18 protein-coding genes are annotated in these 20,671 nt (G+C 63.5%); 6 read left to right on the top strand and 12 right to left on the bottom strand.

The window, feature by feature from the left end; translation table 11 throughout:
* Positions 1–140: 140 nt before the first annotated feature.
* Entirely contained in the window at positions 141–299 is a 159-nt protein-coding gene (locus EGJ22_RS22740) for a YqaE/Pmp3 family membrane protein (RefSeq protein ID WP_009681539.1), read from the bottom strand.
* Positions 300–459: 160 nt separating this feature from the next.
* Entirely contained in the window at positions 460–1,740 is a 1,281-nt protein-coding gene (locus EGJ22_RS22735; RefSeq protein ID WP_009681538.1) for an aspartate aminotransferase family protein, read from the bottom strand.
* A gap of 211 nt (positions 1,741–1,951) precedes the next feature.
* On the opposite strand from EGJ22_RS22735, the gene EGJ22_RS22730 reads away from it, so the two are divergent.
* Complete coding sequence (locus EGJ22_RS22730; RefSeq protein ID WP_029886350.1) at positions 1,952–2,875, top strand: LysR family transcriptional regulator; 924 nt, start codon at positions 1,952–1,954, stop codon at positions 2,873–2,875.
* A gap of 280 nt (positions 2,876–3,155) precedes the next feature.
* On the opposite strand, the gene EGJ22_RS22725 is transcribed toward EGJ22_RS22730, so the two are convergent.
* From EGJ22_RS22725 to bioB, 9 genes are all read right to left on the bottom strand, one after another.
* Complete coding sequence (locus tag EGJ22_RS22725) at positions 3,156–4,934, bottom strand: acyl-CoA dehydrogenase C-terminal domain-containing protein (protein ID WP_029886351.1); 1,779 nt, start codon at positions 4,932–4,934, stop codon at positions 3,156–3,158.
* A gap of 124 nt (positions 4,935–5,058) precedes the next feature.
* Positions 5,059–6,342: a diguanylate cyclase gene (locus EGJ22_RS22720; RefSeq protein ID WP_009681535.1), complete on the bottom strand. Its 1,284-nt coding sequence runs from the start codon at positions 6,340–6,342 to the stop codon at positions 5,059–5,061.
* Positions 6,343–6,511: 169 nt separating this feature from the next.
* On the bottom strand, positions 6,512–8,317 hold the full coding sequence (locus EGJ22_RS22715) for a phenylacyl-CoA dehydrogenase (protein ID WP_029886352.1): 1,806 nt from the start codon (positions 8,315–8,317) through the stop codon (positions 6,512–6,514).
* Positions 8,318–8,605: 288 nt separating this feature from the next.
* On the bottom strand, positions 8,606–8,902 hold the full coding sequence (locus tag EGJ22_RS22710) for a hypothetical protein (protein WP_009681533.1): 297 nt from the start codon (positions 8,900–8,902) through the stop codon (positions 8,606–8,608).
* Positions 8,903–9,022: 120 nt separating this feature from the next.
* A complete protein-coding gene (bioD, locus tag EGJ22_RS22705) occupies positions 9,023–9,703 on the bottom strand; it encodes a dethiobiotin synthase (protein ID WP_029886353.1) in 681 nt (226 codons plus the stop codon).
* 10 nt (positions 9,704–9,713) lie between these two features.
* Positions 9,714–10,532 (bottom strand): malonyl-ACP O-methyltransferase BioC, encoded by an 819-nt coding sequence (bioC, locus tag EGJ22_RS22700; protein WP_029886354.1) that lies wholly within the window; start codon positions 10,530–10,532, stop codon positions 9,714–9,716.
* Entirely contained in the window at positions 10,525–11,256 is a 732-nt protein-coding gene (locus EGJ22_RS22695) for an alpha/beta fold hydrolase (protein WP_029886355.1), read from the bottom strand. Before EGJ22_RS22695 ends, bioC begins: the two co-directional genes overlap by 8 nt.
* Complete coding sequence (gene bioF / locus EGJ22_RS22690) at positions 11,249–12,421, bottom strand: 8-amino-7-oxononanoate synthase (protein WP_029886356.1); 1,173 nt, start codon at positions 12,419–12,421, stop codon at positions 11,249–11,251. Before bioF ends, EGJ22_RS22695 begins: the two co-directional genes overlap by 8 nt.
* Position 12,422: 1 nt before the next feature.
* Positions 12,423–13,481, bottom strand: a complete 1,059-nt coding sequence (bioB, locus tag EGJ22_RS22685; protein WP_009681528.1) for a biotin synthase BioB — start codon at positions 13,479–13,481, stop codon at positions 12,423–12,425.
* Positions 13,482–13,570: 89 nt separating this feature from the next.
* Here bioB and EGJ22_RS22680 point away from each other — a divergent pair, with 89 nt between their 5' ends.
* From EGJ22_RS22680 to rarD, 4 genes are all read left to right on the top strand, one after another.
* Positions 13,571–14,302 carry a ComF family protein gene (locus EGJ22_RS22680; RefSeq protein WP_029886357.1) on the top strand — a complete coding sequence of 244 codons (732 nt, stop codon included), beginning with the start codon at positions 13,571–13,573 and terminating at the stop codon, positions 14,300–14,302.
* 54 nt (positions 14,303–14,356) lie between these two features.
* Positions 14,357–15,103 carry a TOBE domain-containing protein gene (locus tag EGJ22_RS22675; RefSeq protein ID WP_029886358.1) on the top strand — a complete coding sequence of 249 codons (747 nt, stop codon included), beginning with the start codon at positions 14,357–14,359 and terminating at the stop codon, positions 15,101–15,103.
* A gap of 99 nt (positions 15,104–15,202) precedes the next feature.
* The gene (locus tag EGJ22_RS22670) at positions 15,203–16,177 is read left to right on the top strand and encodes a serine/threonine protein kinase (protein WP_009681525.1); all 975 of its coding nucleotides are present in this window, start codon (positions 15,203–15,205) and stop codon (positions 16,175–16,177) included.
* Positions 16,178–16,241: 64 nt separating this feature from the next.
* A complete protein-coding gene (rarD, locus tag EGJ22_RS22665; protein WP_029886359.1) occupies positions 16,242–17,129 on the top strand; it encodes an EamA family transporter RarD in 888 nt (295 codons plus the stop codon).
* Between the two features lie 294 nt (positions 17,130–17,423).
* On the opposite strand, the gene EGJ22_RS22660 is transcribed toward rarD, so the two are convergent.
* The gene (locus EGJ22_RS22660; RefSeq protein ID WP_029886360.1) at positions 17,424–17,942 is read right to left on the bottom strand and encodes a glycine cleavage system protein R; all 519 of its coding nucleotides are present in this window, start codon (positions 17,940–17,942) and stop codon (positions 17,424–17,426) included.
* A 449-nt stretch (positions 17,943–18,391) separates the two neighbouring features.
* On the opposite strand from EGJ22_RS22660, the gene EGJ22_RS22655 reads away from it, so the two are divergent.
* Positions 18,392–20,569, top strand: a complete 2,178-nt coding sequence (locus EGJ22_RS22655; protein ID WP_009681522.1) for a malate synthase G — start codon at positions 18,392–18,394, stop codon at positions 20,567–20,569.
* Positions 20,570–20,671 lie beyond the last annotated feature (102 nt).

Raw genomic sequence — 20,671 nt, 5'->3', positions numbered from 1 at the left:
GGCGCTCGATCTCACAGGCGCTGAAGATGCTCCGGCTACCCTTGCCAGGAACCATAGAATCTCCCACAGGTACAGCGAAGGCGTTAAATGCTGCACCAACCTGTGGGAACCCGGCTTGCCGGTAATGAAGCCTGGGCAGGCTAACGCTTGGCGATGATGTACACCGCATGCACGATCCCTGGAATGTACCCCAGCAGGGTCAGCAGAATGTTCAGCCAGAACGCCCCGCCAAACCCAACCTGCAGAAACACCCCGAGCGGCGGCAAGATAATGGCGATGATAATGCGGATAAAGTCCATGTGAGTCTCTCCTGAAGGGGTTACAACACAGACTAGCCGCTGGTCCTGGAGGTTCCACAGGCAAAAAAAACGCCCCGGGCCGAATGGAACAGGCCAGGGGCGATGCGCAGGAACGCCAGACGGTTCGTAGAATTGGTTAACGTGCCACTTACCCCGACACTTAGGCCGACACTTCGCGGCGCGCATGCTGCTGCGCATGCAGGCGGGCAAAGGCGCGGGCCAGGCGCAGCAGCATTTCGTCGATATTGCCCTTGCTCACGGTCAGCGCCGGAGAGAAACGCACCACATCCGCTTGTGGGGCGTTGAGCAGCAAGCCTTCGTGTAGGGCGGCAGCCACCAGTTCACGCGCCTGGTTTTCCTTCAGCTGCAGCGCCCACAGCAGCCCTTGCCCGCGTACTTCGCCCTGGCCATAACGCCCCGCCAGGCGGCTCAGGCCGTCGCGCAGGTGGCGGCCGTGGTCCTGCACCTGGCCGAAGAAGCCGGGCTCCAGTACGGTATCCAGCACGGCCAGGCCCGCAGCGCACATCAGCGCATTGCCATGGTGGCTGCCCTCCAGCTCGCCCGGTTCGGCGCAGCACGCCGTACCGCGGGCCAGCAACGCGGCCAGTGGCACACCACCGCCCAGGCCTTTACCCAGGGTGATGATGTCGGCACGCACGCCATAGGTCTCCTCGGCCAACAATGCGCCACAGCGCCCTATGCCGGTCTGTACCTCATCGAGGATCAGCAGGATGCCCAGCTCACGACAGAGGGTTTCCACGCCCTTGAGGTACTCGCGGCTCGCCGGAATTACCCCGGCCTCGCCCTGCACCGGCTCCAGCATGATGGCCACAGTGCGCGAATCCACTTCGGCGTGCAGCGCCGCCAGGTCATTGAACGGCACCTTGCTGAACCCGGGCAGGCCCGGTTCACAGCGGTTGCAGGGCAATGGGTCGGACGCCGACAGCGCGCCCAGGCTGCGGCCATGGCAGGCCTGGCTGGCGGTGATGATGTGATAGGCGCCACTGCGGTGCAGTTGGCCCCACTTGCGCGCCAGCTTGATCGCCCCTTCACAGGCTTCGGCACCGCTGTTGAGCAGGTAGGCCTGGTCGCTACCGGTGCTCTGGCACAGGCGGTTGGCCAGCGCCAGCAGGCCACGGCTATGAAACCCCGCGCCTGGGTTGATCAGCGCCTGGGCCTGGCTGCCCAACGCCTTGACCAGCACGCTGGGGCTATGGCCCAGGCTGTTCACTGCGCCGCCCTGGGTGAAGTCCAGGTAGGCATGCCCGGCATCGTCCCACAACCAGGAGCCCTGCCCGCGCACGAACACCTGCGCAGGCCGTTCGGTCCCGGGCATCAGGCAGTCACGCGACAACTCGGCAGCAGGTGGCACACGCACCGGCACAGGCTTGGGCTCGGCCGCGGCGGTCGGGGCCGAGCGGCGCAGGTTGAACAGGTTCATCGGGGCTCCAGCCAATGCACGGTAAGGGGCGAGCACAGGGCGGTCTTGGCGCCGCCGCTCATTATTTTGTCTTGCCTATCAAAAGTGTTTCTCATCCACGGTAACAATCGACTGATTCAGCGCTGTAACCCGTTGGAATACGGCGATAGACTAGGCGCCACGAGGGGTTACCGCCATTTCGATTTTCCAGCAATTTTGATAAGCATCACTTATGGATTTTCGCCAACTGCGTTATTTCGTCGCGGTGTACGAAGAGGGCCACGTCGGCCGCGCCGCCGAGCGCCTGTCGCTGTCACAGCCAGCGCTTTCACAACAGATCCGCCAACTGGAACACAGCCTGGACCTGAGCCTGTTCGAGCGCAGCAACAAGCGCCTGCTGCCGACCCTGGCGGCCCATACCCTGTACAACCATGCCCTGCCGCTGCTCGATGGCCTGCAGCGTGCCCACGAGGCCATGCGCAACTTCAAGGGCCAGTCTTTGCGCACCTTGGCCATCGGTGTGCTGCAAACGGTACGCCCCAGCCTGGTGCCGCAATTGCTCGAACGGCTGCGCAAGGCCCAACCCCACCTGGTGGTGCAGATCTACGAGTTATCGGGGCTGGAGATCGAGCGGCGCCTGCTCAGCGGTAACCTGGACATCGGCATCAGCTACCTGCCGCCACGCCAGCCCGGCCTGCATGGCCTGTTGCTGTACGAGGACGAGCTGCAATTGGTGATACCCGCCACCCACCCACTGAAGGATTTCAAGAAGGTGTCCATCCGCCAGGCGGCCGAGTTGCCCATGCTGATGCTGGGCGAGGAGTTTCAGATCCGCCAGATCTGGCAGGCCCAGTTAGCCAGCCAGGGGCGGCGGCCGCAGGTGCAGGCCGAGATGAACAACATGGCGGGTATTCTCGACAGCCTGGCGCACACCGCGCTGGCAACCATTCTGCCAGGCCGGGCCAAAGACGCCGCCGAGGACGACCCAGGGCTGTTGTGGAAGCCGCTGAGCGAGCCGCGAGTACCGTTGAAGGTAGGGCTGGTGTTCCGCGATGCCCAGCGCCAGCAGGCATCGGTCGAACTGCTGCGTACGCTGCTGGAAGAAGAGACAGACGCGCGACAGCTGGGCGCATCACCGCTGGATGTGCTGGCCTGATAAAACACGCGCGCAAAGAAAACCCCGCCGAAGCGGGGTTTTCCAGACTGTTTCCCTGTGACATCCGTATCGCCCCGCCATCCTGGCAGGTGGTCCTTCGTCGCCATCCTTGATCTGTCCTTTGCGCTTCCTGCGCAACGTCCATGTGGTAAAGATTAGCCGTGGATCCAATCTGAGAACAGTGGTGAAAAGTCACCACGTTGTGTAGGAAAAGGCTTACACAAGAGAGGCATTCGCAGATACGCGAAGCACAGGGGCCGCTGTGCGGCCCCTGAATCAGCTAGAACTGTTCGGCATCCAGCAGGTAAAGCGACTCACTGCCCGCCTTCACCGAGGCCACCAGCGAATCCACCCGTGGCAGCAAGCGCGCGAAGTAGAACCGCGCCGTGCCCAGCTTGCCCGAATAGAACGCCTCGTCGCCCTCCCCCGCCTTCGCCGCCCGCGCCATCAATGCCCACATGTAGCCATAGGCGACATAACCAAAGGCATGCAGGTACTCGACCGATGCTGCGCCAATTTCATTCGGGTTGCCCTTGGCCTGCTGCAGTACCCATTCAGTCAGCCCATCCAGCTGGCCGAGCGCAGCACCCAGAGGGCGGGTGAACTCATCCAGCTCGCTACCCGCACTGGCCATGAACTGGCGAATTTCGTCGGAGAACAGCGTGTAGTAGGCGCCGCCGCTGGCCACCACCTTGCGCCCCATCAGGTCGAGGGCCTGAATGCCGTTGGTGCCCTCGTAGATCTGGGTGATGCGCACATCACGCACCAGTTGCTCCTGGCCCCATTCACGGATGTAGCCATGCCCGCCGAAGACTTGTTGGCCGTGCACCGCGCACTCCAGGCCCAGGTCGGTCAGGAAGGCCTTGGCCACCGGCGTAAGCAATGCCACCAGTTCTTCGCTGCGTTTGCGCACGCCAGGGTCTTCGCTGTACTTGGCACTGTCCAGTTGCATGGCCACATAGGTGGAAAACGCGCGGCCGCCCTCGATGAGTGCCTTCATGGTCAACAGCATGCGCCGCACATCCGGGTGGACGATGATCGGGTCGGCGGCTTTGTCCTTGGCTTGCGGGCCGGTGGGGGCACGGCTTTGCAAACGGTCGCGCGCGTACTCCACGGCATTCTGGTAGGAACGCTCGGCCGTCGCCAGCCCCTGGATACCGACCCCCAGGCGCTCGTAGTTCATCATGGTGAACATGGCTGCCAGGCCTTTGTTCGGCTCACCGACGATATAGCCCACAGCCTCGTCGAAGTTCATGACGCAGGTAGCCGACGCCTGAATGCCCATCTTGTGCTCGATGGAGCCACAGGTGGCCGGGTTGCGCGCACCGAGGCTGCCATCCTCGTTCACCATGAACTTGGGCACCAGGAACAGAGAGATGCCCTTCGGCCCAGCCGGCGCATCCGGCAACTTGGCCAGCACCAGGTGGATGATGTTCTCGGTCAGGTCGTGCTCGCCGCCGGTGATGAAGATCTTGGTGCCGCTGACCTTGTAGCTGCCGTCCGCCTGTGGCTCGGCCTTGGTGCGGATGATGCCGAGGTCGGTACCCGCATGCGGTTCGGTCAGGCACATGGAGCCAGCCCATACACCGGCGTACATGTTGGGCAGGTACTTTTCCTTCAGCGCCTCGCTGGCGTGGGCGTTGATCGACAGGCAGGCGCCGGCGGTCAGCATCGGGTACAGGCCAAAGGCCAGGCTCGAGGCATTGACCATTTCCTCGACCTGCGCCGAAATGGCCTTGGGCATACCCATGCCGCCAAACAGCGGGTCGCCACCCACGCCCACCCAGCCACCTTCGGCGTAGGTGTTGTAGGCCTCGATGAAGCCGGCCGGTGTGCGCACCGCGCCATTGTCCCAGTGGCAGCCCTCTTCATCGGCCGCGCGGCTGAGCGGTGCGATGGTCTTGGCGGTCACCTTGCCAGCCTCCTCCAGTACGGCCATGGCCGTATCGGCATCGACGACTTCGGCCAGCCCGGGCAATTGCGCCCACTGCTCAGCCACGTTGAACACTTCATTCAGTACGAAGCGCATGTCGCGCACGGGCGCTTTATAGTCAGCCATGACAACCTCTCGCAAGTGGGGGCTGGGCGGTCTCGGGGTACCGCGACACTGGGGTTGATGCCAGTGTAACCGAACAACATTTACGAGACATAGGGTCATCAATGGACCGCTTAGTCTATTTTGGTCACGCAGTACGTACAGCCCCACGCCGCGATTGCTGGCCATGCACCACCACACAATTGCGCCCTGCGCCTTTGGCGTCGTAGAGCGCCTGGTCGGCCGACTTGAGCACGGCTTCGGGGTTACGGTGATCGGCCTGGCGCTCGGCAACGCCAATGCTGATGGTCACCGAAACCGTGCCGCCGCTGCTGCCGGCGCGGCGTTGGCGCCCGGCGGTATCGTCTTGCGGGCGGTTGTACTTGTCGCGCAGGTGCATCACATAGTTGGCGATCACCTCGCGCACCGCTTCCACATGGGGCACGCATTCCTCGGCGGTCTTGCCCGCGAACACCAAGGCGAACTCCTCTCCCCCATAGCGGTAGGCACGCCCACCACCGGTGACCTTGGCCAAACGGCTGGCCACCAGGCGCAACACCTGATCGCCGACATCGTGACCGTGCGTGTCGTTGAATTTCTTGAAGTGGTCAACGTCGGTCATGGCGATGACATAGTTGCGACCCAGCCGCTGCATGCGCTCGTTCAACGCACGCCGGCCGGGCAAACCGGTCAGCTCGTCGCGGAAGGCCATCTGGTAGGCCTCGTGCGCAACCGCTGCGGCGATCATCAACATCACCTGGCTGCACATGATGTTCAGCGTGAACGGCAGGATGAACGTTTGCGGCAGCATCCAGAAAATGCCCAGCAGACCGATGATCTGGGCCGCGTGCAACGGCCTCGGCGCGCGCAGGTACTGCACCACCAGCAGGATGAACACCCCCGCGACCAGCGGGTAGGCCAACTGGATCAGGCTCATCCACTGGCCATGCAAGGTCGGCCAGCGAATCTCCGCCAACCAGGTCAACAGCGCCTCGGGGTAGCTTTGCTCCAGGGCCACTGCCACGCTGCCCACGGCAAACAGCACGGCGCCACGGGCCACCAGGTCTTGCAGCAGGTGGGTGCGCTCCTGCCAGGCACCATACAGGCCGAACAATGCCGGCAACAGCAGGCATACCAGGTGGAAGACCACCGCTGCATCCTCGCGCACACGGCCGTGGTCGCGGTAGAAGTCGGTCTGGGTGTCGAGCAGAAAGTAGGCGATGTATACCGTAAGCATCAGAAACAGCTCACGTTGGCGACGATACACCGCGCAGTAAGCGCCACCCAGCAGCAGCACCAAGGTGGGCAGAACATTGAACAGCGATGTGAAAAACACACTGAGGTCTCTCACATAAGCTGCGGCGAGCCCTGCCAACAGCAGCAGCAGCGAGGGCAGGAAATGGCTGGCACGTACAGCGTTAAAACGAAACAAGGGTAATCTCCGACCCGGCAGATCAATAGTGGCATTGTGCCCTTATTTCATCGGCAGTGTACCCGAACAGTTGAATTTCAAATCGGCCAGGGTGTTGTTGAGGGGCCTGGGCCTGAAAAAAAACCCGCCTGCCGGTAAGGGCAGGCGGGTTCTGGCTACAGCGGCTGAATCAGTACGCCAGGCCGAAGCTCTCTTCGTCCATGTCCATCAGGTTGTTGGCGCCCGACAGCATGGCCGCCACGTGCGTGCGGGTACGCGGCAGAATGCGCTGGAAGTAGAAGCGCGCGGTCTGCAGCTTGGCGGTGTAGAACGCCGCTTCGCTGGTGCCGGCGGCCAGCTTTTCAGCGGCCAGGCGGGCGATGTCGGCCCAGAAGTAGGCCAGGCAGGCGTAGCCGGAATACATCACGTAATCGACCGAGGCCGCACCCACTTCTTCGCGGTCTTTCATGGCAGCCATGCCCACTTTCATGGTCAGCTCGCCCCATTCCTTGTTGATGGCTGCCAGCGGCTCGACGAACTCCTTGACCGCCTCGACACCTTCCTGCGCCTGGCAGAACTTGTGCACGATCTTGGTGAAGCCCTTCAGCGCTTCGCCCTGGGTCATCAGCACCTTGCGGCCGAGCAGGTCGAGGGCCTGGATGCCCGTGGTGCCCTCGTACAGCATCGAGATACGGCTATCACGCACGTTCTGCTCCATGCCCCACTCGGCGATGAAGCCGTGACCGCCATAGATCTGCACGCCATGGTTGGCCGCTTCGAAACCGACTTCGGTCATGAACGCCTTGGCGATCGGGGTGAGGAAGGCCAGCAGGGCATCGGCCTTCTTGCGCTCTTCTTCATCCTGGCTGTACTTGACGATGTCCACCTGCTTGGCGGTGAAGTAGACCATCGCGCGGTTGCCCTCGGCGAACGCTTTCATGGTCAGCAGCATGCGGCGCACGTCCGGATGGACGATGATCGGGTCGGCGGCCTTGTCCGGTGCCTTGGGGCCGGTCAGGGAGCGCATCTGCAAACGCTCGCGGGCGTACTTCAGGCCACCCTGGAACGCGACTTCGGCGTGGGCCAGGCCCTGCAGCGCGGTACCCAGGCGCGCGGTGTTCATGAAGGTGAACATGCAGTTCAGGCCTTTGTTGGCCGGGCCGATCAGGTAGCCGGTGGCGCCATCGAAGTTCATCACGCAGGTGGCGTTGCCGTGGATGCCCATCTTGTGTTCGATCGAGCCGCAGCTCACGCCATTGCGCTCACCCACACCGCCTTCGGCGTTGGGCAGGAACTTCGGCACGATGAACAGCGAAATGCCCTTGGTACCGGCCGGTGCATCCGGCAGGCGCGCGAGAACGATATGCACGATGTTCTCGGCCATGTCGTGCTCACCGGCGGAAATGAAGATCTTGGTGCCCGACACCTTGTAGCTGCCGTCAGCCTGCGGTTCGGCCTTGGTGCGCAGCATGCCCAGGTCGGTACCGCAGTGTGGCTCGGTCAGGCACATGGTGCCGGTCCATTCGCCGGACACCAGCTTGGTCAGGTAGGTGTGCTGCTGCTCGGCGGTGCCGTGCGCAGAAATGGTGTTCATGGCACCGTGGGACAAGCCCGGGTACATGCCCCACGACCAGTTCGCACCACCGACCATCTCGCTCAGGGCCAGGCCCAGCGACTCTGGCAGGCCCTGGCCGCCGTGTTCCACATCATGTGCCAGGCTGGGCCAGCCGCCTTCGACGAATTGTTCGTAAGCCGCCTTGAAGCCGGTTGGGGTTTTCACGCCCGACTCGCTCCAGGTGCAGCCTTCCTGGTCACCCACACGGTTCAGCGGCGCCAGCACCTGCTCACAGAACTTCGCACCTTCTTCAAGAATCGCGTCGACCATGTCGGGCGTTGCGTCCTGGCAACCCGGCAGGCTCTGATAGTGCGCCTCGTAACCGAGCAGCTCGTCGCGAACGAAGCGGATATCACGCAAGGGGGCTTTGTAGTCAGGCATTGCGATGAACCTCTAGGTGAGTTCTGTGGGGTGACCCGCGTGCGCCGCGGCGTCTGTCAAACAGTTGTTTGAAACTTACGTTTAGCTCCGGCTTCTGTCAAGGAGGGACGATAGTGCCATTTACGCCGCGAAAAATGGCGTTTATGCCAAGCTCAATAAAAACAATACCCTGTAGGAGCGGGCATGCCCGCGAAAGGGCCCGGCCAGGCAATGGGTTGCCTGAGCTGACGCTTTCGCGGGCACGCCCGCTCCTACAGGGGCTATGTGTTATTCGAAATCGGCACTCTGTCAGGCGTAGGTATCGATGATCCGGCCGAGCATTTCGTCGGATGCCTTGACGACCTTTGCGCCAAGCTCGACTTCGGTCTTGCCGACCGCCTGTTGCACCAGGCTGGTGGCCAGGTCCATCTGCTGGCTGCGGTCGACCGCACGCAGGCGTTCGGCCTGGAAGTCGCTGGACTGGCTGGTGGCGGTACGTTCGGCGGTGGTGTTGGCGATCTGGCTGGCAGCCTGATCGACGCGGTTCTGGCCGGCTTGTATAGCGCTCAGGCCCGCGTAATAGGCGGAGCTACCGGTGATTTCCATGTCAGGACTCCATTGACGCTGGATAGGAACACAACCCATTAAAACAGGCCGTCGGTAAAAAGGCCCGTTTAAATCGCTAATGGCCCGGTGCCAGTTGATAGGCCCTGAGTATTCCAGCACCTAATCCAGCAAATCCAGCTGCAAATGCTCAGCCACCTTGTCTGCACTGGCCTGCTTCAGCTTGGGCACCCGCCCCAGGCAAGGCGCTGGCAAGCGCTCGGCGAGGCTGGCCAGGTTCTCTTCAAGCCGTGAAGTGCGCGGCTCGATGATGTTCGCCACCCAGCCTGCCAACTGCAGCCCGTCGCGCTCGATCGCCTCGGCGCTGAGCAAGGCATGGCTGATACACCCCAGCCGCACCCCCACCACCAGAATCACCGGCAACTGCAGGGCCACCGCCAGATCTGAAAGGTTCTCCAGCCCCGAAAGCGGCACACGCCAGCCCCCAGCCCCCTCTACCAACGTGAAATCGGCATTTTGTTGCAACACATTGCGCATGGCCGCCAGCAATTCTGCCACCTCCAAAGTCACCCCCGCCTCGCGGGCGGCCACATGCGGCGCAATTGCAGGCTCGAACGCAAACGGGTTGACCTGCGCATAGGGCAACTTGATGGTGCTTTCATCAATCAGCGCCTGGGCGTCACTGTTGCGTAAGCCGTTGGGGGTCATCGTGCACCCAGAGGCCACCGGCTTGGCACCCAGGGTTCTCAAGCCTTGCAACCGCGCCGCATGCAGCAACCCGGCCGCGACCGTGGTCTTGCCGACATCGGTATCGGTACCGGCGATGAAATAGGCCTTGCTCATCTCGCTCCCCTTACGCCTGTGGCTTGCGCAACACACCATAGACCACCTGATAGGTGGCTGGCAGCCCGGAAGGCTGGCGAAATGCCTCGTACGCCTGCAACAGGCCCTGCATGCGTGCCCGGCCAGTCAACCCGGACGGTCGCCCAGGGTTGAGATTGTGCGCCCCCAACGCCTTCAGTTCGTGGGTCAGGCTGCGTACGTCCGGGTAATGCAGCACATGCGCACAGCGATGCAGCTCAAGCTGCTCAAAACCGCTGGCGGCACACAGGCGCTGGTAGTCCTCGAAACGGCGGAAGCGGTTTACATGCACCAGGCCGTCCACCACCTGCCAGCTGGCACGCAGTTCGTCGAGGGTACCTACGCACAGGCTGCTGAAGGCCAGCACGCCGCCCGGGCGCAGTACCCGCAGCGCCTCGGCAAGCACACTGGCGAACTGGTCGCACCATTGCACGGCCAGGCTGGTGAACACCAGGTCGACGCTGGCATCGCGCAATGGCAAACGCTCGGCGTCGCCGGCCACGTGGTAGTGCGCACCGCGTTGTTCATTGCGGGCATGGCGCAGCATGCCTTCGGCGATATCCACCGCCACACCGCTGGACTGGGCGAACCGCTCAGCCAGGATACGGCTGAAATGGCCGGTACCGCTGCCCAGGTCCAGCCAGCGCAATGGCTGCCAGCCTGCCGGCACTTGCCCCAACAGGCTCAAGCCCACGGCGCGCTGCAACGCGGCTACGCTGTCGTAGCTGGCTGCAGCGCGGGAGAACGAAGCCGCTACCTGGCGTTTGTCGGGCAAAGCGCCGGGCAGGGTCGGACAGGAAAGGTCAGTCATCGCCACTCTCATGCAGGAAACTCTTGATGCCCGCCGCCAGCTCTTGCGGGTACTCCAGCAAGAAGGCGTGGGAACTGTCTTCTACCAGGCCCACTTCCACATCAGGCAGAAGCTCGCTCAAGGCCTTGGCTGCCTCGCCCGGCACCAGCGCATCGCTGCCGGCGAACAGGTGCAGTTGCGGGCCGCCGTAAGCCTGCAGGGCTTCGCGGGTATCCAGCTTGGCCAGCACTTCAAGGCCGGTGGCGAGGTACAGAGGGTCGGTGTCCGGTACGCCGACACCCAGCTGGCGCAGCAGGGTACGCGGCTGCTGGGCGCCATCGCTGCACAAGCTGCGAAAGCGCTTCAGGGTGACTTGGGTATGGCTGCGGCAGCCGTCGAGGAAAGTGCCAAAGGTGTCTTCGGCCATGCCATGCGGCCAGTCGCCACGGGCAACGAAACTGGGGTTGCTGGCCAAGGTGAGCAAGCCGCAGCAGTGGTCGCCACGCTTGTGTGCCAGGGCGCTGGCGAGCATGCCGCCCAACGACCAGCCACCTAGCCAGACATCGCCCGGCAATTTACGGTCGAGGTGCTCAAGCCAGGCCTCAACATCGCTGTGGGGCAATTCCGGCAGGGGCATCAGCTCTACCTGCAGACGGGGGTCCTGGGCGCGCAGGCTGGCGGCCAGCGGTTCCAGTGCGGCAGTGCCCAGGCCCCAGCCGGGCAGTAGTACAAGGCGATTACGCATCGGCGTTCTCCAATTGTGGATAACACTCGGCCAATGCATTCAACAATAGCTGCACCTGCGCCTGGCTGTGGGCGGCGCTCAGTGTTACGCGCAAACGGGCACTGCCCGCCGGTACGGTCGGTGGGCGGATGGCGGTGACCAGCAAGCCGCGCTCGCGCAACATGCGCGACAGGCGCAAGGCCTGCGCGCTGTCGCCAATCACGATCGGCTGGATCGGTGTGGGGCTGTCCATCAGTTCCAGGCCGATCTGCTGCGCGCCTTCACGGAACTGGCGAATCAATGCGGCCAGGTGCTCGCGGCGCCAGCTTTCGCGGCGCAGCAGCTCCAGGCTCTTCAGCGTGGCGCAGGCCAGTGCCGGTGGCTGGCTGGTGGTGTAGATGTAGGGGCGGGCGAATTGCACCAGCGCCTCGATCAGTTCCTCGCTCCCGGCAACAAAGGCACCGGAAGTACCGCAGGCCTTGCCCAGCGTACCGATCAGCACCGGTACATCGTCCACGCCCAGGCCGAAGTGCTCGACGATACCACCGCCCTGAGCGCCAAGGGTGCCCAGGCCATGGGCATCGTCCACCATCAGCCAGGCACCCCGGGCCCGGGCGACCTCGGCCAGGGCCGGCAGGTCGGCCAGGTCGCCGTCCATGCTGAACACACCGTCAGTGACCACCAGAGTATTGCCAACGGCCTTGTCCAGGCGGCTGGCCAGGCTGGCCGGGTCGTTGTGCAGGTAGCGGTTGAACCGCGCACCGCTGAGCAGCCCGCCATCGAGCAGCGAGGCATGGTTCAGGCGGTCCTGCAGCACCGTGTCGCCCTGCCCCACCAGCGCGGTGATGGCACCCAGGTTGGCCATGTAGCCGGTGGAAAACAGCAGCGCACGAGGGCGCCCCGTCAGCTCGGCCAGCGCCTCTTCGACCTGGTGGTGTGGGGTGCTATGGCCGATCACCAAGTGCGACGCACCGCCACCGACACCCCAGCGCTCGGCACCGGCCTGCCAGGCGCCAACCACCTCAGGGTGGTTGGCCAGGCCCAGGTAATCGTTGCTGCAGAAGGCCAGCAAGCGCTGGCCGTCGACCACCACCTCCGGGCCTTGCGGGCTTTCCAGCAGTGGCCGTTGCCGGTACAGGTCCGCAGCGCGCCGTTCGGCCAGGCGCGCCGCCAGGTCGAATGCCATCTCAGGCGGTCGCGGCGTTGTAGAACATCTCGCTGCTGCGCTGCTCGACCAGCGCCTGCTCGATGGCGGCCTGGTGCACTTCGTCGGCGTGCTCCTCGCGCGCTTCAGGCTTGATGCCCAGGCGCGCGAACAGCTGCATGTCCTTGTCAGCCTGCGGGTTGGCAGTGGTCAGCAGTTTTTCACCGTAGAAAATCGAGTTGGCACCGGCCATGAAGGCCAGGGCCTGCATCTGCTCGTTCATCTGCTCACGGCCGGCAGACAGGCGCACATGCGATTTGGGCATCAACAGGCGGGCTACGGCCAGCATGCGAATGAAGTCGAACGGGTCGACATCTTCCTCCTCGGCCAGCGGCGTACCGGCCACCTTGACCAGCATGTTGATCGGCACCGATTCGGGGTGTTCGGGCAGGTTGGCCAGCTGGATCAGCAGCCCGGCGCGGTCGTCCAGCGACTCGCCCATGCCCAGGATGCCGCCCGAGCAGATCTTCATGCCCGCATCGCGCACGTAGGCCAGGGTCTGCAGGCGCTCGCTGTAGGTGCGCGTAGTGATGATGCTGCCGTAGAACTCCGGCGAGGTGTCGAGGTTGTGGTTGTAGTAGTCGAGGCCGGCCTGGGCCAGGGCCTGGGTCTGCTCCTGGTCGAGCTTGCCCAGGGTCATGCAGGTTTCCAGGCCCAAGGCCTTCACCCCTTTGACCATCTCCAGCACATAAGGCATGTCTTTGGCCGACGGGTGCTTCCACGCCGCGCCCATGCAGAAGCGGGTCGAGCCAATGGCTTTGGCGCGTGCTGCTTCTTCCAGCACCTTCTGCACTTCCATCAACTTCTGTTTTTCCAGCCCAGTGTTGTAGTGGCCGGACTGTGGACAATATTTGCAATCTTCCGGGCAGGCTCCGGTCTTGATCGACAGCAACGTCGAAACCTGCACGCGGTTGGGGTCGAAATGCGCGCGGTGCACCGTCTGCGCCTGGAACAGCAAGTCATTGAAAGGCTGCTGGAACAGGGCCTTGACCTCGGCCAGGGACCAGTCGTGACGTGTTGTTGCAGTTGTGCTGGCGCTCATCGGCGTTTCCTTGTTTAGGCTTAAGCTGGCGCGGGGACAGGAAAGCCCGCCAGCGCATCACGGATAACTCGCATAGTCACGGATGGCCTATGAACTGTCAACTCAACTGGAAACGACTGGTTTACAAGTGCTCACTTATTAACCAGATTTGTTTATTGTGCGACGCGCCTGCCGGGCAACACTACCCGCTGTGCGTCGGTTGTGAGCAAGAGCTGCCCTGGCTGGGCGACCATTGCCGCTACTGCGCCCTGCCACTGCCCATGGCCGGCCTCGCCTGCGCCCAGTGCAGCCGCCGCTTGCCGGCGTTCGAAAAGGTCTTTGCCCTGTGGCATTTCGGCTTTCCGGTCGACACGTTGATCAGCCGCTTCAAGCACAACCGGCAGTGGCCGTTGGGGCGTTTGATGGCCGAGTTGCTTGGGCAAGGGCTACGCTACCGCTATGCCGAGGGGTTGCCACGCCCTGAACTGCTGTTGCCTGTGCCCATGGCCAGGCGTCGACTGCGCGAGCGTGGGTTCAACCAGGCCGGGCTGCTGGCCCGCTGGCTGGCGTCGCACGTGGGCATACGGTGCGATGAGCGGGTACTGCTGCGCACTCGGGAAACCCCCGCGCAGCAGCGGTTGAGTGCCAAAGGCAGGCGGCGCAATCTGCGCCAGGCCTTTGCGGTCGCCGGTGACCTGCCTGGCAAGCACGTCGCCATCGTCGATGACGTGTTGACCACTGGCGCTACCGCCCAGGCCATTGCCCAGGTGTTGCGCAAAGCCGGGGCACAGCGGGTGGATGTGTATTGCCTGGCGCGTACGCCGAAGCCGGGGTATGTATAACCCTGCCGCTACGCCACACTATTCGCCCCAGGCCCCTACAGCGACCGGATGCCCATGTCCTTGCCCACTATACTCACCCAGCACATCGCCCGGCGCCCGCAGCGCATCGCACTGCTGCAGCACATTGCCGAGCAAGGCTCGATCACCCGTGCGGCCAAGGCGGCGGGCATCAGCTACAAGGCAGCCTGGGACGCCATTGATGAGCTCAACAACCTGGCCAGTCAGCCGTTGGTCGAGCGCAGCACTGGCGGGCGTGGGGGTGGAGGCGCCCGGCTGTCGGTGGAGGGTCAGCGCGTATTGCGCCTGTACCAAAGGCTGCAGGCCCTACAGGCGCAAATTCTCGAGGCCGCGGAAGACTCCAGCGACCTCGACTTGCTTGGGCGCCTGATGCTACGCACCAGCGCGCGCAACCAGCTGCAGGGCCAGGTCAGCGGCCTGCGCCGTGAGGGCCGCTATGACCGGGTCAGCCTGGCGCTGGGTGGCGGGCTGGAGATCGACGCGCTGATCACCCACGACAGCACCGCGCGGTTGGAGCTGACCTTGGGCAGCAGGGTGGTGGCGCTGCTCAAGGCAGGCTGGGTGCAGTTGCTGGCCGAGGGGGACAAGCCTGAAGCGGGGAGCAATTGCCTGCGGGCCACGGTAGAAGACGTGCTGGTGGAGGCCGACGGGCCCAATGAAGTCCGGTTGGCGCTGGGCAACGGGCAAACGCTGTGTGCCATGGCAGAGGCGGGTTGGTTGGCCGGCCAGCAGGTACGGGTTCAGTTCCACCCTGCCTATGTGTTGCTCGGGGTGCCTGCCTAGGCCGGCCGTGGCGCAGGCGGTTCGCGGGTAAACCCTACGGGTACGCTACAGGGATAACCCTGTACCATGGAGCTCATGCCGTATACCCCCGGAGCTCACATGTCCCATCCGTTCGATACCCTCACCCCTGACCTGGTCCTGGACGCCGTGGAAAGCCTCGGCTTTCTCAGCGATGCCCGGGTGCTGGCACTGAACAGCTACGAGAACCGCGTCTACCAGGTGGGCATCGAGGGGGCGCAGCCGCTGATCGCCAAGTTCTACCGGCCTGGCCGCTGGAGCGATGCGGCCATCCTCGAAGAACACAGCTTTACCGCTGAACTGGCCGATTGCGAAGTGCCGGTCGTAGCGCCCATGCAGCACGCCGGCCGTACCTTGTTCGAGCACCAGGGCTTTCGCTTCACATTGTTCCCGCGCCGTGGCGGCCATGCCCCGGAGCCTGGCAACCTCGACCAGCTCTACCGCCTGGGGCAACTGCTTGGCCGCCTGCATGCCGTCGGCGCCTGCAAACCGTTCGCTCACCGTGAAGCGCTGACAGTGGACAGTTTCGGCCATGCCTCTTTGAACACTGTGCTCGATGGGGGCTTTGTACCCCGCGAGCTGCTGCCGGCGTACGCGTCAGTGGCCCGCGACCTGCTCAAGCGGGTCGAGGACATCTACGCCCGCACCCCGCACCAGCTCATCCGCCTGCATGGCGACCTGCACCCCGGCAACCTGATGCACCGCGAAGACGTGTACCACGTGGTCGACCTCGACGACTGCCGCATGGGCCCCGCTGTACAAGACCTGTGGATGATGCTGGCTGGCGACCGCCAGGAGCGCCTGGGGCAGTTGGCCGAACTGATCGACGGCTACAACGAGTTCCACGATTTCGACCCGCGCGAGCTGGCCCTGATCGAACCGCTGCGGGCGCTGCGCCAGTTGCATTACAGCGCGTGGCTGGCGCGGCGCTGGGATGACCCGGCATTCCCGCCCAGCTTCCCCTGGTTCGGCCAGCCGCGCTATTGGGGCGATCAGATCCTCGCCCTGCGCGAACAAATGGCGGCGCTGGATGAAGCGCCACTGAAATTGTTCTAAAAGGGTGCACGCCTCTGTCTACAATAGGGGTCGCTTTATTTAGCTACCTAAGCAAGGATTCTGCATGCACGCCGCAAACCCGCGTCGCGGGTATCTCCTGGGCCTGAGCGCCTACATCATCTGGGGCCTGTTCCCGATTTACTTCAAGGCAATCCAGAGCGTCCCGGCGGTGGAGATCATCGTCCACCGGGTGCTTTGGTCGGCACTGTTCGGCTCGCTGCTGCTACTGCTGTGGAAACACCCCGGCTGGTGGCGCGAGCTGCGCGACAACCCGCGCCGGCTGGGGGTCCTGGCCCTGAGCGGGGCGCTGATCGCCTTCAACTGGCTGACCTATGTGTGGTCGGTCAACAACGGGCGCATGCTCGAGGCCAGCCTGGGTTACTACATCAACCCGCTGATCAACGTGCTGCTGGGCATGCTGCTGCTGGGCGAGCGGCTGCGCCGCCTGCAATGGCTGGCAGTGGGCATGGCTGCAGTTGGCGTGGCCCAGCAGGTGTGGCAGGTGGGCAGCCTGCCCTGGGTGTCGCTGGCGCTGGCGCTGAGCTTTGGCTTCTACGGGCTGATCCGCAAACAGGCCCCGGTTGCGGCGCTGCCGGGGTTGGTTGTGGAAACCTGGATGCTGGTACCGCTGGCCCTGGGCTGGTTGCTGCTGCACCCAACGGCCATGAGTGCACAAGGCGCGTTCTACACCAGCAGCGAAGCGCTCTGGCTGATGGCGGCGGGGCCGGTGACTCTGGTACCGCTGGTGTGCTTCAACGCCGCAGCGCGGCACCTGCCCTACACCACCCTCGGCTTCCTGCAATACCTGGCGCCAACCCTGGTACTGCTGCAGGCGGTGCTGCTGTTCGATGAGCATTTGTCCTCCAGCACCCTGGTAGCCTTCATGTTCATCTGGGCTGGCCTGGCCATTTACAGCGTGGACGCCTGGCTAAGTTTGCGCAAGCGCGCCTGATCAAAAAACGATCAAAACTCTGCAGGCCATGGAGTACCTGGCCTGCAGAGACATCTCCAAAGGTTATCCACACCCTCGTCCCCGTGCTTTGTGCACAAGCTGCTGAATTTTGGGTGTTTTTTGAGCAAACCTCCGCAGCGGGCGCATTGCCTGGGCTGGAGAGGTGAACCCCCAGGTTATCCACAGGGCCTTCCCCGTGATACTGGGATAACCGCAAGGGATGTCTGTACCAAATCCCCTGTAGGAGCGGCCTTGCGTCGCGATGGGCCGCAAAGCGGCCCCCGGCCAATCCACTCAATCCTCCGCCCGCAACCGCAACTCCACCATCAAGTCATCCGCCAGACTCTCCAGCCGCTGCTGCAGCTCGTCCAGCGGCAAGGCCAGAGGCAAGGCCAACAAGGCATCGGCATGGAACAACGGCTCGCTGCTCATCGGTGCCGGCCGCACTTCTGTCGTGAACCGTTCCACGTTCACCTGCAACTCCGCCAGCAAACGAGTGATGTCCCGCACGATCCCCGGCCGGTCGTTGCCGACCAGTTCCATGGCAATCGGCTTCCAGGTACACGAGGGTTCCACTCCGCTCTCGGCCACCAGCACGCGAATGTCGTACTGGTCCAGGCCCTGCAACGCCGCCACCAGCCCATCGTGATGTTCAGCCGGCACCGCCACCCGCAGGATCCCGGCAAACTGCCCGGCCATGCGTGACATGCTGCTTTCCAGCCAGTTGCCGCTGTGGTCGGCGATGCACTGCGCAACACGTTCCACCTGGCCGGCCTTGTCAGGGGCGATAACAGTCAGTACAAGATGATCCACAAGCCGTTCCTCGTGTCGAACCGCGCCAGGCGCAGAAAATCGGGGGGTCGGCTCAGTATAGGCAAGGCGCGGCAACCTGCCGCAGGGCAATCCGCACAGCCAATCGTGTACTGTTTCAAGATTTATCTGGAACAATCCACCCTTTTTTTGCGAACATACCTGCTCCCAGCGTGACCATACGCGACCAATGGGTCGCACAACGGCGCTTTTAGTCTGATTTTGCCCCGTCTACTGCTTCATGTAGTATCCCGTGGCGCGGACTACAAAACGTCGTTTGGATGTCTGCCAAGGCGCCTGTGAAAATACGCACACTGTCTGCCAGCCAGTCTGGCGGGCTGCACCCAGCCGCGCTCGGGGTCTTCCCCGGGGGCAAGTACTGGTACGTGTTTAGAGAAGCGCTACAGGCTTAATACAGAAGAGCGAAATAGCTGAGCAGAGTGAGGCAAGCAATGACTGGATACGTTCAAGTCGGTGGCCTTCAGGTCGCCAAGGTCCTGTACGACTTCGTGAACAACGAAGCCATCCCCGGGACCGGCATCGTCGCCGAGCAATTCTGGGCGGGTGCAGAGAAGATCATCAATGACCTCGCTCCAAAGAACAAAGCCCTGCTCGCCAAGCGCGACGAGCTGCAAGCCAAGATCGACGCCTACCACCAGGCACGCAAAGGCCAGGCCCATGACGCCGCAGCCTACAAAGCCTTCCTCCAGGAAATCGGCTACCTGCTGCCACAAGCCGACGATTTCCAGGCCACCACCCAGAACGTGGACGAAGAAATCGCCCATATGGCCGGCCCGCAGCTGGTCGTGCCGGTGATGAACGCCCGTTTTGCCCTCAACGCCGCCAACGCCCGTTGGGGTTCGCTGTACGACGCGCTGTATGGCACCGATGCCATCAGCGATGAAGGCGGCGCCGAAAAAGGCCAGGGTTACAACAAAGTGCGTGGCGACAAGGTGATTGCCTTCGCCCGCGCCTTCCTTGACGAAGCCGCGCCGCTGGCGGCTGGGTCGCACGTCGACTCCACCGCCTACCGCATCGAAGCCGGCAAGCTGGTGGTCACCCTGAAGGGCGGCACCAACACCGGCCTGCGTGACGACGCCCAACTGATCGGGTTCCAGGGTGATGCCGCGGCACCCACTGCCGTGCTGCTGAAACACAACGGCCTGCATTTCGAAATCCAGGTCGATGCCAGCACCCCGGTTGGCAGCACCGACGCCGCTGGCGTCAAAGACATCCTGATGGAGTCGGCACTGACCACCATCATGGACTGCGAAGACTCGGTCGCCGCCGTCGATGCCGACGACAAGGTCATCGTCTACCGCAACTGGCTGGGCCTGATGAAGGGCGACCTGGCCGAAAGCGTGAGCAAAGGTGGCAAGACCTTCACCCGCACCATGAACCCCGACCGCGAGTACGCTGCGCCCAACGGTGGCAGCGTGACCCTGCACGGCCGTTCGCTGCTGTTCGTGCGTAACGTTGGCCACCTGATGACCAACCCGGCAATTCTCGACGCCCAGGGTAACGAAATTCCGGAAGGCATCCAGGATGGCCTGTTCACCAACCTGATCGCCCTGCACAACCTCAACGGCAACACCAGCCGCAAGAATACCCGCAGTGGCAGCGTGTACATCGTCAAGCCGAAGATGCATGGCCCTGAGGAAGTGGCGTTTGCCGCCGAGATTTTCAGCCAGGTCGAAGACCTGCTGGGCATGCCGCGCAACACCGTGAAGGTCGGCATCATGGACGAGGAGCGCCGGACCACGGTCAACCTCAAGTCCTGCATCAAGGCCGCTGCCGAGCGCGTCGCGTTCATCAACACCGGCTTCCTCGACCGCACGGGCGATGAAATTCACACCTCGATGGAAGCCGGCGCCGTGGTGCGCAAAGGTGCCATGAAGAACGAGAAGTGGATCGGTGCCTACGAGAACAACAACGTCGATGTCGGCCTGGCGACCGGCCTGCAAGGCCGTGCGCAGATCGGCAAAGGCATGTGGGCCATGCCCGACCTGATGGCCGCCATGCTCGAGCAGAAGATCGCCCACCCGCTGGCCGGTGCCAACACCGCCTGGGTGCCGTCGCCCACTGCCGCCACCCTGCATGCCCTGCACTACCACAAGGTGGACGTACAGGCACGCCAGCGTGAGCTGGCCTCGCGCACCCCGGCGTCGGTGGACGATATCCTGGCCATCCCGCTGGCCGCCGACACCAACTGGTCGGCCGAAGAGATCCGCAACGAGCTGGACAACAATGCCCAGGGCATCCTCGGCTATGTCGTGCGCTGGATCGACCAGGGTGTCGGTTGCTCGAAGGTGCCAGACATCAACAACGTCGGCCTGATGGAAGACCGCGCCACCCTGCGCATCTCCGCGCAACTGCTGGCCAACTGGCTACGCCACGGCGTGGTCAGCCAGGCGCAGGTGCTGGAAAGCCTCAAGCGTATGGCGGTGGTGGTCGACCAGCAGAACGCCGCTGACCCTCTGTACCGCCCGATGGCGCCGAACTTCGACGACAACATTGCGTTCCAGGCGGCAGTGGAGCTGGTGGTCGAAGGTGGCAAGCAGCCCAATGGCTATACCGAGCCAGTGCTGCACCGCCGTCGTCGCGAGTACAAGGCGCGCAACGGGTTGTAAGTTACACCTGCGTACGGGGGCCGCTTTGCGGCCCAATCGCCGGCAAGCCAGCTCCCACAGGGATCGCCTTAGGGCTGACAGGTGTTTGCCACAAGGTATGGC

The organism is Pseudomonas sp. p99-361 (assembly GCF_003935475.1).
Classification (GTDB): Bacteria; Pseudomonadota; Gammaproteobacteria; order Pseudomonadales; family Pseudomonadaceae; genus Aquipseudomonas; species Aquipseudomonas juntendi.
This window is presented reverse-complemented; position numbering and strand designations above follow the sequence as displayed.